At 41.9% G+C, this 14,744-nt stretch carries 13 protein-coding genes and 1 riboswitch; of the genes, 3 read left to right on the forward strand and 10 right to left on the reverse strand.

All coding sequences use genetic code 11. From position 1 onward, the window contains the following. Positions 1-16: 16 nt before the first annotated feature. From ACZ47N_RS05955 to ACZ47N_RS05980, 6 genes are all read right to left on the reverse strand, one after another. Entirely contained in the window at positions 17-1,159 is a 1,143-nt protein-coding gene (locus ACZ47N_RS05955; protein ID WP_464888220.1) for an aminotransferase class V-fold PLP-dependent enzyme, read from the reverse strand. A gap of 29 nt (positions 1,160-1,188) precedes the next feature. Next, positions 1,189-2,073, reverse strand: a complete 885-nt coding sequence (locus ACZ47N_RS05960) for a ParB/RepB/Spo0J family partition protein (RefSeq protein WP_464888221.1) — start codon at positions 2,071-2,073, stop codon at positions 1,189-1,191. Next, a complete protein-coding gene (locus ACZ47N_RS05965) occupies positions 2,073-2,846 on the reverse strand; it encodes a ParA family protein (protein WP_464888222.1) in 774 nt (257 codons plus the stop codon). Before ACZ47N_RS05965 ends, ACZ47N_RS05960 begins: the two co-directional genes overlap by 1 nt. A gap of 190 nt (positions 2,847-3,036) precedes the next feature. Beyond that, complete coding sequence (locus ACZ47N_RS05970) at positions 3,037-3,861, reverse strand: MBL fold metallo-hydrolase (protein WP_464888223.1); 825 nt, start codon at positions 3,859-3,861, stop codon at positions 3,037-3,039. A 27-nt stretch (positions 3,862-3,888) separates the two neighbouring features. After that, positions 3,889-4,431, reverse strand: a complete 543-nt coding sequence (gene lepB / locus ACZ47N_RS05975; RefSeq protein WP_464888224.1) for a signal peptidase I — start codon at positions 4,429-4,431, stop codon at positions 3,889-3,891. 152 nt (positions 4,432-4,583) lie between these two features. Further along, the gene (locus ACZ47N_RS05980; RefSeq protein WP_464888225.1) at positions 4,584-5,144 is read right to left on the reverse strand and encodes a hypothetical protein; all 561 of its coding nucleotides are present in this window, start codon (positions 5,142-5,144) and stop codon (positions 4,584-4,586) included. Positions 5,145-5,551: 407 nt separating this feature from the next. Between ACZ47N_RS05980 and nhaC the strand changes: the two genes are divergently transcribed. From nhaC to ACZ47N_RS05995, 3 genes are all read left to right on the forward strand, one after another. Next, positions 5,552-6,937, forward strand: a complete 1,386-nt coding sequence (gene nhaC / locus ACZ47N_RS05985; protein ID WP_464888226.1) for a Na+/H+ antiporter NhaC — start codon at positions 5,552-5,554, stop codon at positions 6,935-6,937. A 152-nt stretch (positions 6,938-7,089) separates the two neighbouring features. Next, the gene (locus ACZ47N_RS05990) at positions 7,090-8,190 is read left to right on the forward strand and encodes an amidohydrolase (RefSeq protein ID WP_464888227.1); all 1,101 of its coding nucleotides are present in this window, start codon (positions 7,090-7,092) and stop codon (positions 8,188-8,190) included. Positions 8,191-8,248: 58 nt separating this feature from the next. Then, positions 8,249-9,643: a YfcC family protein gene (locus tag ACZ47N_RS05995; RefSeq protein WP_464888228.1), complete on the forward strand. Its 1,395-nt coding sequence runs from the start codon at positions 8,249-8,251 to the stop codon at positions 9,641-9,643. Here ACZ47N_RS05995 and ACZ47N_RS06000 read toward each other — a convergent pair. The 4 genes from ACZ47N_RS06000 to ACZ47N_RS06015 all read right to left on the reverse strand — a co-directional run bounded on the left by ACZ47N_RS06000 (position 9,640) and on the right by ACZ47N_RS06015 (position 14,602). Then, positions 9,640-10,458 (reverse strand): ABC transporter ATP-binding protein, encoded by an 819-nt coding sequence (locus tag ACZ47N_RS06000; protein WP_093315439.1) that lies wholly within the window; start codon positions 10,456-10,458, stop codon positions 9,640-9,642. The two genes, ACZ47N_RS05995 and ACZ47N_RS06000, sit on opposite strands and share 4 nt — an antisense overlap. Continuing rightward, entirely contained in the window at positions 10,455-11,510 is a 1,056-nt protein-coding gene (locus tag ACZ47N_RS06005) for a FecCD family ABC transporter permease (RefSeq protein ID WP_464888229.1), read from the reverse strand. Before ACZ47N_RS06005 ends, ACZ47N_RS06000 begins: the two co-directional genes overlap by 4 nt. A gap of 14 nt (positions 11,511-11,524) precedes the next feature. Beyond that, a complete protein-coding gene (locus tag ACZ47N_RS06010) occupies positions 11,525-12,493 on the reverse strand; it encodes an ABC transporter substrate-binding protein (RefSeq protein ID WP_464888230.1) in 969 nt (322 codons plus the stop codon). A gap of 97 nt (positions 12,494-12,590) precedes the next feature. After that, positions 12,591-12,772, reverse strand: a riboswitch (cobalamin riboswitch). 375 nt (positions 12,773-13,147) lie between these two features. Then, complete coding sequence (locus tag ACZ47N_RS06015; protein WP_464888231.1) at positions 13,148-14,602, reverse strand: sensor domain-containing diguanylate cyclase; 1,455 nt, start codon at positions 14,600-14,602, stop codon at positions 13,148-13,150. Between the last annotated feature and the right edge of the window lie 142 nt (positions 14,603-14,744).

Raw genomic sequence — 14,744 nt, forward strand, 5'->3', positions numbered from 1 at the left:
CTCCTTTTATAATTCATTAGAAGTCGTTGGCCAACTGATTTACTGCCGCCAACGCCTGATCAATTTCTTCTTTGGTTGTAAAATAGCCAGGGCTAAAACGAATCCCTCCCACTGGATAGGTGCCAATAGACTGATGTGCCAAAGGCGAACAGTGAAGCCCTGCTCGCGCCGAAATGCCATAAAGTTGATCCAGCATATACGCCAGCTGGGTTTGATCTAGATCTCTAAGGGTGAAAAGCAGCACCGACCCCTGCTGTTCTATGGATGTCGGCCCATATAATTGAATGCCTTTGATGGTGGAAAGTCCTTGTTTCAATTGAAGGATATGCTGTTTTTCCTTTTCCCGCACGGCTTCCACAGTTTCCTCCAAGAGAAATTCGATGCCTGCTTTGAGTCCAGCCAGTCCATGAGCGTTCTGAGTGCCACTTTCATACCGATCTGGTAGAGTGAAGGGTTGCTGAAGATTTTCGGATTCACTACCAGTCCCACCTTGTCTTTGTTCCTGCAATACGACCCCAGGCTTTATGTATAAAAATCCTGTTCCCTGAGGCCCTAGCAATGCTTTATGCCCTGGCGCCACCAGTAAATCTGGATTCATTTCTTTTATCTGAAACGGGATGCTCCCTAGGCTCTGAGAGGCATCTACCAAGGAAATAAGGCCCTTTTCTTCCGCCAATTTCACCATGGCATTAACCGGCTGAATGCTTCCAGTAACGTTGGAGCAATGGGTCATAACCAGCATTTTGGTGTTTGGCTGTATGGCCTGCCGCATATCTGACACCTTAAGGAAACCCATTTCATCCGCTGGCAAAATGGTGGTTTCCACATTTTGCTGTTTTAGGGTTTCCAAAGGCCTTAATACGGAGTTATGCTCCATCGAGGTGGTAATCACATGATCCCCGGGCTCCACCGCTCCTTTAATGGCCAAATTCAACGCATCCGTTGCGTTAAAGGTAAAGATCAACCGTGTCGGATCTTCTATACCCAGTAACTCGGCTAGTTTTTGTCTTGTTTCATATATGCCACGACTGGCTGCCAATCCACTTTTATGCCCAGATCGGCCTGGATTACCACCAATTTTTTCCAACTGATGCACCACGGCTTCTATGACAGTTTTGGGTTTTGGAAAACTGGTGGCCGCATTATCTAAGTAAATCATCGGCTTCACTCTTTCTTTTTTTAAAGGGTTTATTCGTTGGCATTGAGCACATCCAGAATACGATTCAAATCTTCTTGACTATAATATTCAATCTCTATTTTCCCCTTTTTCCCCTTATGAGAGATGTTGACCTTGGTGCTTAAATAGTCCCTAAGGCGAGACTCCACAGCCAATACTTCTGGATCCTTGGGCTTGTTTTTCTTGGTTGGTTTTTCTTTGCTTTTCTTGTTTTCCTGACGAACCAATTCCTCCACCTGTCGAACATTCAGTTTTCCGTCTCGTATTCGATGCGCCAATGTTTCCTGAAGTTCTGGATCCGAAATCCCAAGCAATGCCCTTCCTTGACTTCCGCTGAGTTGGCCATCTTTCACCATTTGCTTCACTGGTTCATGAAGCTGTAGAAGCCTTAAGGTATTGGCCACATAGGATCGACTTTTTCCTAATGCCTCTCCCAGCGTACTATGATTCAACCCATAGGCTTCCATGAGATACTGATAGGCGTTGGCTTCTTCTATGACCGATAAGTTTTCACGCTGAAGATTCTCAATAAGGGCTACTTCATACAATTCCCGGTCCGTATATTCTTTAACAATACAAGGGATTCTTTCCATGCCAATTTCCTGAGCTGCCCGCCATCGACGTTCGCCCACAATAATCATATAGCCTTTAGATTTTTTCGCCACAAGAATCGGTTGAATCATTCCATGTTGCCGAATAGAATTCCCCAAATCCGACAGCGCTTGGGCATCAAAGACTTTCCTAGGTTGGTTTTCATTGGGATATATTTCTTCTCGTTCGATCATTCGAATCTGATCTTTTTCCACGGATTCCCCTTCCTGTTCAGGATCTTGCCAATGGGGAATTAACGCTTCCAGTCCTTTTCCCAGCCCTCTTTTTTTTGATTGCCCCGCCATTAAAAATCCCCCTCCTCAAGATCAATAAACTCCTCTGCCAGTTCCATATACGCTTCTGCCCCTTTGGACCTCGGATCATAATACATCACTGGCTTTCCGTGGCTAGGCGCTTCTGCCAATCGGATATTGCGGGGAATTAGGGATACATAGACCTTCCCGCGAAACACTTTTTTAACCTGCTCCACCACCTGAATAGAAAGATTGGTTCTTCCATCAAACATCATTAGAACCACTCCTTGAATCGTCAAATTAGGATTTAAGTTTTTTTTCACCATTTGAAAGGTATCCATCAGCTGACTTACGCCTTCCAAGGCATAATACTCACACTGAATTGGAATTAAAATTCGATCGACAGCTGCCAAGGAGTTGATGGTTAGCAACCCAAGAGATGGTGGACAATCCACAAATATATAATCATAATCGTCCTTGATGGTCTGCAATGCATTTCTCAGAACTACTTCCCGTCGTTTCATGCCTGTTAGTTCTACTTCCGCCCCTGCTAACTGTGTACTGGAAGGCAACAAATCTAGGTTTTCATATTCCGTTGGAATGATCACCTCTCGGATATTCATCTCATTAATGAGTACGTCATACACCGTGTATTCCAAGCTTTTTTTGTCAATACCAAATCCACTGGTAGAATTACCCTGAGGATCGATATCCACCACGCATATTTTTTTTCCTTTTGAAGCCAATGCTGCACTTAGATTTACATTGGTAGTGGTTTTTCCAACGCCACCTTTTTGATTGAAAATCGCAATTGAACTGCCCATTCTTTAACGCCTCCCTGCCGAACAACGCTTCCTGCGGTCCGTACCCTTCTTTCTATTCTATCATTTTTTACAACCGCTTGGAATTGAAATCCGCAAATTATAGGAATATAACAAAAGAAGATCCGCCATGAGCGGATCATCCTATGCCACTGCCTTCGACGCAATCTCTCCCTGCTTCATCCTAGGATCGTTACCATTCCAACCTTGATCCGGTGGCCAGGTAATCCACCTTCTCTCCCATGACTTCTTTCAGGATATCAAAAGGGCCTGTGCCAGTACAGTGACCTGTGTAATACATAGCCCCTGTTTTTTTCAAGGTTTCTCCAATTTGTCGAAGCGTTTCTGGATCTTCGTCTTCTCCGGTGGAGTGATTGTGTAAATGAAACCCACTGATCACATAATCTGGATAGCCACCATATAGGTTCACATATTCCTCTAAGATATTCAAAATCCCGTTGTGGGCACATCCAGCAAACAAAAACTGCCGCCCCTTCTCTTGGATAACTAAATTTTGTTCATGCGTAAAATCATCTGGTACCAGCTCCCCATTCTCTTCTTTCAGAAGAATCGCATTGCCTCTTGGAAAGCACTTTCTTCCCTGGACGCCAGAAAAAATCTCTACTGTCTGGCTAATAGCCACTCTATTTTCACAAGCTCTTATCTGGTCATGATGTTTCAAGGATTGATCCAACCCTACGTATCTTGTATGTCCCTTTGAATCCTTGGCATAATAGTCCTCAAATCCGTATTTGCTGATATACACCGCGGCTTGTTGGTTTTTATGTAGAAAATGAGAAAGCCCACCACCGTGGTCATAATGACCATGAGAAATCACTACTGTATCCACAGCGGTCAAATCCACCTGCATTTTCTCTGCATTTTCCCCATAAAGAGAGCTGTCTCCCACATCCAATAGAATCTTATGATCACCAGCTTCCATGTATAAAGACAGTCCATGTTCACCATGAAAATCTTCGGATACCACAGTGTTTTCCACCAGGGTTTTAAGCACCATGCCGTCATCCCTCTCTTCTCTTTTCCCTTATATCCTACCAGCTCGACTAAATGGAAAAATCCGAACCATCACCTTGCCTATAACGTCACTATGATCCACCAAGCCAACGGCCTCGTTTCGGCTATCCAAGCTGCGATTCCGATTATCTCCCATCACAAAAACCGCCCCTTCAGGAATGGTCATTTCTGTGTTTCCATAAAAATCCTCTTCTTTTAAATACGTTTCTTCAATTTCTTGGCCATTGACATACAAGCTGCCACTATTAATAAGGAGCTCATCACCTTCTCGGGCAATAACTCGTTTGATTAAAATTCGATCGTCCGGCAGCGTAGACTCAAAAAGAATAATATCGTCCTGCACCGGTAATTCTTGCCAATAGGCCATTCGAAAAGCAATCACCATGTCTCTGTCAAGAAACGTAGGTTCCATGGAAGGGCCTACCACAAAAGCCGGCGTAATGACACGAGTTATTAAATAAGCCAAAATCATGGCCAAGCCAATTGTTTTAATCCATTCTATTATCTCTTTCATCCATCGGGATGATCTGCTTTCCACCACTTGTTCATTCATGATAACTTATCTCACCTGTTTCTTTAGAATATAGGATCTATGGTTTTTCTTTTTATCCAACGCTATCTTTCTATCATGACATAAAACGGCAAAATCCGCAAGATGCGGCAGAGAACCAAAAGGCCTCTGGTTTTCCACCCTCCTTTCAGAGTTTAAGGGCGGTACTCTATGACAATGCCAGAATTCAATAACCTTTCAAAAATCCTCTTTTTATGCGCTACATCCGATGATTCAAAGGAAAACATAGAAATGGATTGCCAAAGAAAAACCCACCCACCTATATACAATCCTTCCACCAGCAAATCCCCAGCAAGGTTCAACTGAAAAACTGGCTTCATGGAGAAGGCCATTACTAAAAAAATTACGGCAATCGTAAAGTATTTGGCACTTTTACGATACAAAAAATCCAACTTCTGCTTCACTAGATGCAATTGATATTGAAAATTTGCTTTCAAGGCTTCTCGAAGCACTTTTTCTTGTTCTTCGCTTTCTTGGGAAACAACAAATCGTAATTCGATGCTTTGACCAATGGGGATGTCTTTGGAGCATCTTTCGATAAAATAAATTAAATTTGAATTGAGCTCCCTTATTTCCAGATAAGAACTATCCCATTCATTAAAGGCGGATAAAAGCTTATCAATGTATACTTCAATGATAAATTCACCCTTGGCATTCTTCTTGTATAGCTTGTTCAAGTATTCAATATTCTTCAAAGTTCCTTTCCCCCAAACTCATTTCTTTGGTGTTACTGTACCACACCTATTGCATGGTGAAAAGATAGCCTTTCCTAAGCTGCCAGCCAATTAATTTGCAGAGCCAATTATTTTGCTGCGGTTTTTGTTCTGTTTTCGAACACTTTTGCTTCATCCTTCTTTATTTCCTTTATTTTTGCTATTTTCGCATTATTTCGAATGAATATTTCATTTATCGTTTAATTCTTCGGAATGTTATAATTATTCACCTTTGGCCCCCTATTCTAGCCATTCTGTTTTTATCGTTTTTTCTTGATCTGTTCTTCTCTACGGAAATACAAGTTTATTTCTTCTCTGGCATGAATCTTGCTTTTTAAAATAAGAGACAGTTTATTTGCATAAAAAAACAATTTGGAGGGATTCTATTCATGTCCGAAACGAGGCCATCTATTGGCGAAGCACTTCTTTCTTTTCTTTTTTTAATTGTAGTAATGGGAATTAGCATTGGTGTTTATGGTGCTGACCCACATATCCCTATGCTCATGGGAGTTGGATTTTCAGCCCTCATGGCCTTAAAAATTGGATTCACCTGGGAAAAAATCGAAAAAAGCATGTATGATGGGATCTATCAAGCATTACAAGCAATGATTATTTTAGCTATTATTGGAGTTTTAATTGGTATTTGGCTTTTAGCTGGCGTAGTCCCTACCATGATTTATTACGGCTTGGGTATTTTAACGCCTACCATTTTCTTAGTGGCAACTGCCTTAATTTGTTCTGTTACCTCCCTAGCCACAGGAACTTCCTGGGGAACCATGGGGACTATCGGACTTGCCTTAATGGGCATTGCTCAAGGACTGGGGATTCCAGCTCCCATTGCCGCCGGTGCCATTATTTCCGGTGCTTACTTCGGAGATAAGATGTCTCCTTTTTCCGACACGACCAACTTAGCACCTGCCATGGCTGGCACCGATGTCTTTACTCATATTAAGTTCATGTTAGGCAACACGATTATTTCTTACGGGATTGCTCTTTTGGTGTTTTTGTACCTAGGGTTTCAATTTAACACCACGGGAGCCGAGTTAGCCGCCATTGATGAAATACGCAATGGATTGCAATCTCATTTTACCATCTCTCCTATTCTACTGCTGCCACCGGTATTGGTCATTGGATCCATTGCTAAAAAAGTTCCGGCTATCCCTGGTATCACCATCGGCATTTTAGTTGGCGTTGTTTTCGCCCCTCTTTTTCAAGGGGCCAACTTTGGCGATATTCTTACTGCAAGCTATAGTGGATTTGTGAGCGAAACTGGTTTGAGCACCATTGATGATTTATTGTCCTCCGGAGGCTTAACCAGTATGCTTTATTCCATTTCCCTAACCTTAATTGCCATGATGTTTGGTGGCATTATGGAGCAGACTAAACAGTTAGAGGTCATTGTGGAAGCCTTGCTTCGCAGGGTAAAAAGCATCCCCGGTTTAATTGGCCTTACCATCGCTACATGCATCGGTAGCAATGCTACCATGCCAGAGCAGTACATTGCTATTGTGGTTCCAGGCAGAATGTACGCCCCTGCCTATAAGGAAAAAGGACTCCATCCCAAAACCTTGTCTAACGCCCTAGAATCTTCAGGAACTTTAACTTCTGCCTTAATTCCATGGAATACCTGCGGGGTGTTTATCTATAGTGTGTTGGGCGTAGCCACCTTAGATTACGCAAAATGGGCTATTTTCAATTACACCACCCCCATCGTGGTATTTGCATTATCCTTTACTGGCTATACGGTAGCAAAACTAGATTCCAATAAATCTTAGTTTGCTTCATAATCACCGAATTCAATACAAAAACCCTTTACTTTCTATCTATAACCTATATATGACGAAAGCAGTCCACTCCTTCGCCTTACCAAGCGAAGGAGTTTCAGTATAAAAAAAGACAACCTTCCATTAGAAAGGAGCAACAGGAAATGACAGCATCAATAGACGCTTACGCAAAAAAGGTGTACCAACAAATTCACTCTACTCCAGAAGTAGGCTTTGAAGAGCATAAAACCTCTCGCTTCATCGCCGAAGAGCTAAAAAAAATGAATTACCAAGTACTTGAAAAGGTTGGAGGCACAGGTGTCATAGGTATTCTTGACAGTGGAAAAGCTGGCCCTGTCTTTGGATTAAGAGCGGATATGGATGCCTTAGCCTTCGAAAAAAACAAAATAAAGTATGTTTTTCATGCCTGTGGTCATGACGCACATTCCGCTATAGTGTTGGCAACTGCAAAAAAAGTCAGCGAACAGGGCATTAAACAAGGGAAACTCTATTTGGTTTTTCAACAGGCTGAAGAAAAGTTGGGAGCTAACCAAATGATCGACAGTGGCCAATTAGACGAATTGGAGGAACTGGTAGGCATTCATCTCAGACCTATCCAGGAATGCCGCCTTGGCCAGGCAACACCTGCACTGTACCATGGTTCAAGCAAAAGAGTGGATGTTCAAGTAAAAGGCTTGAACGCTCATGGTGCCAGACCACACTTAGGGATCAACGCGGTTGACGCCAGTGTTATGCTGACAAATGCTATCAATTGCATCAAAGCAGACCCAGACGTATCTCATTCTATTAAAGTAACTCGTTTGAACGCTGGAGGTGATACCTTTAATACCATTCCCGATAAAGCAACTTTAACAATGGATATCAGGGCACAAACTAATAAAGTAATGGAATCGATTCTTGAAAAAGTGAAGCTAGCTGTTGAGCATAGCGGAAAGCATTTAGGAGGTGTCGGAGAAATTACCAGTATTAATGGTTCTCCAGCCGCTGAATATGACGCCCATATGGTCGCTTTGGCTAAAAATGCTATCATGGAAGAATTAGGAGAATCTTTAGAAGCAATCAGCACACCAGGAGCAGAAGATTTTCATTTTTATACGCAACGCTTAGGGGTCAAAACGGCCTATATCGGTCTTGGCGCTGATCTCTCACCAGGGTTACATCATCCAGAAATGAACTTTCATCAGGATGCTTTGATCAATGGCGTCAACTTATTATTTAATATGACAAGAAAAAAACTAATGTAATCAAGCAAAATCAAATGCCATTATATTTCATATTTCATACCAAAAAGGAGTGTCTGTAATGACCGCCAAAGAAAAAACTCACAAGAAATTTCAGGTGCCTCATACCTATACATTAATTATGATTTTTGTCATCTTTGCCGCCTTGTCTACTTATATTATTCCCGCAGGCGAATACACCATGACAGAAGACGAAACGCTGGGGATTACCTTAATCGATCCCGATAGTTTTGCATTCGTTGAGAAAAATCCAGTTGGACTTTTTACATTCCTTACTTCTATTCACCAAGGAATGGTAAATGGCGCTAATGTTATTTTTCTAGTGTTTCTGGTGGGTGGCTTTTTTCAGGTAATTAATGATACCGGAGCCTTAGATGCAGGAATCCGTGCTGCTATTGAAAAACTTCAGGGAAAAGAGTTGATGGTGATCCCTTTCATTATGCTTATCATGGCTATCTTGGGCATGTTAGGCATTGTCATCAATGCGGTTATTGCCTTTATTCCAATAGGCGTAGTATTAGCAAAACGGCTTAAACTAGATCCTCTCGTCGGTATGGCCATTATGTACCTGGGAGCTTACTCCGGCTTCGCCATGACTCCTATGGGACCTTTCAACACAGCTATCGCACAAGAAATTGCTGGAGTACCTATTTTCTCTGGTTTCGGCTATAGAACAGCTGTGATGGTGGTCGTATTCATCGCTACCGTTATTTACATCATGCATTATGCTAAAAAAATACGGGTAAACCCAGAAAAAAGCATCCTGGGCCAAGTAGATTTCGAAGTCAGCCAAACCGCTGAAGATATTCATTTCAACTTCTCTCATGCTATTATTCTAACAACTTTAGCTATTGGCTTTGCAGGATATGCTTATGGCTCAACCAGCCTTGGATGGGGACTAGATTACCTCAGTGGTATTATGCTCGGTGTCGCTTTAATTACAGGTGTTGTAGCAAAAATACATCCAGACGAAATGGCAAAATCTTTTATCAAAGGAGCTCAATCCATGGTGTTTGGTGCTCTGGTCATCGGGTTTGCCTCTTCCATCACTATTTTGTTAACGGATGGACGAATTATTCATACGATTATCCACGGAATGTCTATCCCTCTAGGAGCCGTAGGGCCTATTTTTTCATCGATAGGCATGTTTTTAGCCAATCTTCTGTTCAACTTTTTCGTACCATCCGGTTCTGGCCAGGCTTATGTGGTCATGCCCCTTCTTTCACCCATGGCTGATGTTGTGGGAGTATCTCGACAAGTAGCTGTATCAGCTTTTCAATATGGTGACGGGATTTCAAATATTATCATCCCTACATCCGGCGTTTTAATGGGCGCCATAGGAGTTGCTAAAATCCCTTATGAAAAATGGTTAAAATTTGTTATGCCTATTTTCGGTATATGGACTGGAATCGCTGTATTATCTATTGGATTTGCAACCTTGATCGGCTGGAGTTAAAGCAAAGCCCCTTCTGCAAAAGCAGCGGGGGTTTTTCTTTTGGATTTAGATCCAAGACCGAGAAAGTAAATGTGAATACTTCCCGTAAAGGGATTGTTGCTTACTTTGTTTTCTACCTGAAAAATATCCCTAATGACATGTTCCTGCAGTACCTGCTCCGGACTTCCAAAACTTTTAATGGTTCCTTGATGCAAAAGAATGATTTTATCACAATAGCTAGAAGCAATGTTTAAGTCATGAATGGCGGATAAAATACTAATATCCAGTTCTGAAATAATTTCCATGACTTCTATTTGGTATTTAATATCTAGATGATTTGTCGGTTCATCAAGAATCAACAACTCTGGCTTTTGCGTTAAACTTCTGGCAAACAAGACCCGTTGTTTTTCTCCACCGGACAAGGTCGTAAAGCTTCTGTTGGAAAATGCTTTCATCCCCACTTTTTCAATCATTTCATCGACAATCATGTAATCCGCCCGAGAATAGTTTTCGAAGGTTTTTTTATGCGGAGCTCTTCCCATCGCCACCATTTCTCGAACCGTAAAATCAAAATCAATGGTAGATTCCTGTTTTAATACCGCCATCTTCTTTGCAGTTTCTTTTTCTGACAAGGTACTGATATCCTGATGATCCATCAAAATAGTTCCTTTATCTGGACGCAGTGTTTTATAAATGGTTTTTAATAAGGTGGATTTTCCGCTCCCGTTTGGACCAACGATCCCGATAATTTCTTTGTTTTCTACTGCAAAACTGATGTCTTCAATAATTGGCGATCCATCGATTGATAGTGACAGGTCTTTTACAGAAACCATCATTTCGAGCCACCTCCAAAGGAGTAGTCATTCTTTCTAAGCAGCCAGATAAAAAATGGCCCTCCAAATAAGGCCGTAATGGTTCCTATAGGCATTTCTTCCGGCGCAAACAAGGTTCTAGCCAGCACATCTGCCCATATAAGAAACACAGCACCTAACAATGCCGATAAAGGAAGTACTTTTTTATGATCTGCTCCCACTAAGAAACGGGTTACATGAGGCACCATTAACCCTACAAACCCTATAGCACCACTAACTGCCACCATAATTCCTGTTGTCAGAGCCGTCACCACTAATAGCATTTTGCTAAGTTGATGGGTATTCACTCCAAGAGTGATAGCTGTTTCTTCACCCATTAACAAAATATTAAGCATTCTGGATTGGTAAAAAAGAAAAAGAAAAGTACCGATAACGGCTATCAAAGGAATCCATAAATGAGACCATTTAGTACCACCTAAACTTCCCATCATCCAAAAGAGCGCATTGCGAATTCCTTCTTCTCTTGGCGCTGTCATAATAATAATATTCGTTAGTGCATTTAACATGGCCGAAAGAGCTATTCCAGACAAGATAAGCCGAACAGGCAATACTTTTCCTTTTACTTGCGCCAGCATAAAAATAAACAGAACCGCCGCAAGGGCTCCTGCAAAGGCAGCAAAAGAAATCGCCATTTGTCCGAAAAACCGGAAGAATCCTAATACAATCACTAAGGTTGCGCCAACGGAGGCTCCGGAAGACACGCCTAAAATATAGGGATCTGCCAACGAATTTCTCAGAAGCGCCTGCATTGTAACTCCTGACAGCGACAGTCCGGCACCAACGATGGCTGCCAGAAGAACTCTCGGAAACCGAATATCCCATACAATGTGTTTTTGCGCTGTTGTCCAGTCTTCTTCCAGCAATGGTTCCAACACCGCGAACTGACTAAAGGCAATTTCCCACACGGTTCGAAACCCAATAGAGACGGGTCCAATAGCTACAGCCAAGGTAACAGAACCCACCAATAAGACCAAAAACAATATCGATAATTTTGGCATCGAAATCGATTTTTTCATCTAGACAGCTCCCTTTAAAACTGTTCTGGATAGAACCCTTCAGCTAATATCCGAAGGGCATCTACATTGCGCGGACCCTCAAAAACACCGGGAAGTGGCAGGATGACAAAACGTTGGTTTTTCACAGCATCCACCTCCTGCATAAAGGGGTTAGTAAGCAGTTCATCGATTTTCTCTTCTGCCGTTTCATCTCCATAGTCATTGATCACAATAACTTCTGGATTGCGGTCTACGACTTCTTCCCAATTAACACTTCCCCAGTTATTGGCAATGTCATCAAAAATATTTTTACCACCAGCCATTTCAATCAGGGTTGTTTGCAGGGATTGTCCCGCCGTAAATACCGCGTCTCCACCCATATCAAAAACAAGAACTTTCACCGGTTCTTCTATTTCTCCCAATTGTTGCTGAATCGTTTTCATCTCCTGTTGCATTTCACTGACAATAGCAATTGCTTTTTCTTCCACATCAAAAATCCTGCCCAAGTTCAGAAAGTCTTCATAGACATCATCCATGGTTGCTCCATTTACCAAGGTTCCTTTTACCGCATAGGCATGAATTCCATAGGTTTCCATTTCGTTCACAGAAGCTGTTCCATTTGCACCAAAGGCACTGTCACGCCCATATACAAAGTCTGGCTCAGCGCCTAGCAAAACTTCCATAGAGGGATATCTTTCGGCTAACACAGGGATACGGTCAAAATCATCCTTGAATTCCGGCAGGATTTCAGCGTTGTTAAAAGCCGTTCCTACAATACGGTCTCCCAAGCCTAAGGTAAATAATATTTCGGTTGTATGAACATTCATACTGACAATTCGCTCTGGCACTTCGGTAATGCTTAAGGTTCTATTAAAATTTTGGATCGTCACCGGTTGATAATCCGTTATTGTTTCTTTGGAGTCCGTTTGAACTTCTCCTTTTCCGCACCCTATAAAAAGCAGGATTCCCATCATTAGTAACAGAGACAGCCATTTTTTCTTCATTTTCATTCTCCTTTTTTAGGGCATTAAAAAAAGCCCCTTAATTATTAAGAGACTTCCCATCTTAGTTCTCTTTACCTACTTTCCCCTTGTCGCTTTACGCATGTTTTCATTTAAGGCAGGTCTCCTGGCTTGCGTTTCTTCCTCCTCCCAGCCTTCCCAAATTTCTTCAGTGGCATCTTAGGGATTCGTCTTCGCTTACAGTGGTGGGTCCGCGCCGGACTATAACCGGTCTTTCCTATTCTCCTCCTTTTAAGAGGCACCTTAAGGATTTATAGTTTATTTATCTATTCATCCTATCATAGGAAGATTATGAAAACAAGCTATTTCTTATCTTTAACGAAGTCGATCATCCAGGGGGCTCAGGGGGCTGGGGCTCAGTGGGGACAGGGGCAACTCGTCCTTCTCCTCCGAAATCTACGGTATTGCCCAGTAATTGTTTCGAGTATTTTACGAAGGCCCAGTTTTTCCAGAAATTCACGGACTAAAAGCAGACCGTGATTTGACGTTGTTCAAGTGAATAATCAAGGCTTATAAAGGATTTTTTTCCGACTGCCTCTATTCTTGTTCTTTTCTGATTATTGGAGGCCTCACTTTGCAGTCGCTGGAAGAAACACCAGAAAGAACAGGAAAAAAGTCCGTCCCCCCTGTCCTTTCTTACCTATGTCCTTCATGAAAAACTACTTTATTTCTTCCTGATTCCTTGGCTTCATACAAGGCCTCATCTGCATATTCAATGGCCTCTCTGACGCTTATCTTTTTTCCTGGAGCAACCGTAACGACTCCTATACTAATAGTGACCCGTTTAAACGGAGATGTCTCATGCTCCATGGCCAAATGATATACAGCATCTATGCTTTTTTGCGTTATCTTTTCCACCTCTGGTCCTTCAACATCTTCCAGCACTAAAGCAAATTCTTCTCCCCCAAATCGAGCAAAAACATCCTTTTTTCTTACCAGGTTATTGATGCACTTCGTCAAGTTTTTCAAGACTTCATCGCCTTGGATATGTCCATAGGTGTCGTTGTAATTCTTAAAAAAATCCACGTCTAATATCAAGATGCTTAACGCCTCCACTCGCTGTTGCCGCCATACACTTTCTAAGTATAGATTGAGGTAGCGTCTATTATAGATGCCTGTTAAAAAGTCTTTCTCATTTTCTTTCGTTAAAAGTGCATTCATGCTATGCAATTCCGACCTTGCTTTAAGAATCATCCCCATTAAAACAACAATGATGGTGAGCATCAGGGCATTTACAAAGAAAATCCACGGATACCCCAGTTGTGCGTTCCATAGGGTGACATCATCGACTCTGGCCACAGCCAAATACCAATTTCGCCCATCTGCCTTCTGAACAATTCCAAGGATGTCTTCCCCTTCATAGGCATAGGCCATTCGAACAATATCCTGGCTTTGCTTCGCTTCATTAAAATAATCCTTAAACAATGAAGAGCCTAAATCCGTATAAATATTTTGCCCTTCTAGATTAGGTCGATGGGTATGAATCATCATGGTCCCATCTTCATCCACCAACATAGAATAACTATTTCGTTTTTCCATTTCTGCCATTAGAAACCCTCGAATGCTTTCTAAAAACACATCCGCTGATATCACTCCAATAAACCCTTCCCGAAGGTATAGGGGGGAACTGATGGTCACCAACATTTCTCCTGTTTCCCGATCTACATACACACTGGAAACAATGGTTTTGCCAGCTTCCTGTGCTTCTAGATACCAAGTTCTGGTTCTGGGATCGTAATCATCCGGCGGAATCCATTGGCCACCTGTAATAAAATGGCCATCGGCTAATCCAATATATAGTTGAGAAATACTCGGGTCTTCATTATTGATATTCAAATAAGGGTTTTCTGTGTTGTAGGCTACCAATTCTTCATACGAAAAATTGTCATAAATATCTTTAGCCGTATTCACAATACTCTTTTTTTCTTTTATCCATAATCCAAAGGTGGCCGAGTCTGTTCTTAAATCGTTGACCAATGCATTGTATCGATTTTCCAACATTTCATTTCGCACCACATTAAAGTTATAGGCGGTTAATACCAATATGGCTAGAATCAGCAAACCCATGCTCCGTTGAAATATTTTTTTCATTTCCTCACCACCTATTCTTGAAAAAGGGATGTTCTGTCTTGTCATTCCATCCTTCTGTAGCCTTTTTTTACCCTTTCACCAAGAAGAAAAACATATAACTGACTAATCTCATCACACTCTTTTTTTTTGATCATGAAGGTGT

The sequence above is a fragment of the Tindallia texcoconensis genome, assembly GCF_055383815.1.

Bases quoted from the DNA above. Each gene is read 5' to 3' on its own strand.
- ACZ47N_RS06000 (WP_093315439.1), bottom strand. From the start codon at position 10,458: ATGATGGTTTCTGTAAAAGACCTGTCACTATCAATCGATGGATCGCCA.
- ACZ47N_RS05955 (WP_464888220.1), bottom strand. From the start codon at position 1,159: ATGATTTACTTAGATAATGCGGCCACCAGTTTTCCAAAACCCAAAACT.
- ACZ47N_RS05995 (WP_464888228.1), top strand. From the start codon at position 8,249: ATGACCGCCAAAGAAAAAACTCACAAGAAATTTCAGGTGCCTCATACC.
- ACZ47N_RS06010 (WP_464888230.1), bottom strand. From the start codon at position 12,493: ATGAAGAAAAAATGGCTGTCTCTGTTACTAATGATGGGAATCCTGCTT.
- ACZ47N_RS05970 (WP_464888223.1), bottom strand. From the start codon at position 3,861: ATGGTGCTTAAAACCCTGGTGGAAAACACTGTGGTATCCGAAGATTTT.
- ACZ47N_RS05960 (WP_464888221.1), bottom strand. From the start codon at position 2,073: ATGGCGGGGCAATCAAAAAAAAGAGGGCTGGGAAAAGGACTGGAAGCG.
- ACZ47N_RS05965 (WP_464888222.1), bottom strand. From the start codon at position 2,846: ATGGGCAGTTCAATTGCGATTTTCAATCAAAAAGGTGGCGTTGGAAAA.
- ACZ47N_RS06015 (WP_464888231.1), bottom strand. From the start codon at position 14,602: ATGAAAAAAATATTTCAACGGAGCATGGGTTTGCTGATTCTAGCCATA.
- nhaC (WP_464888226.1), top strand. From the start codon at position 5,552: ATGTCCGAAACGAGGCCATCTATTGGCGAAGCACTTCTTTCTTTTCTT.
- lepB (WP_464888224.1), bottom strand. From the start codon at position 4,431: ATGAATGAACAAGTGGTGGAAAGCAGATCATCCCGATGGATGAAAGAG.
- ACZ47N_RS05990 (WP_464888227.1), top strand. From the start codon at position 7,090: ATGACAGCATCAATAGACGCTTACGCAAAAAAGGTGTACCAACAAATT.
- ACZ47N_RS06005 (WP_464888229.1), bottom strand. From the start codon at position 11,510: ATGAAAAAATCGATTTCGATGCCAAAATTATCGATATTGTTTTTGGTC.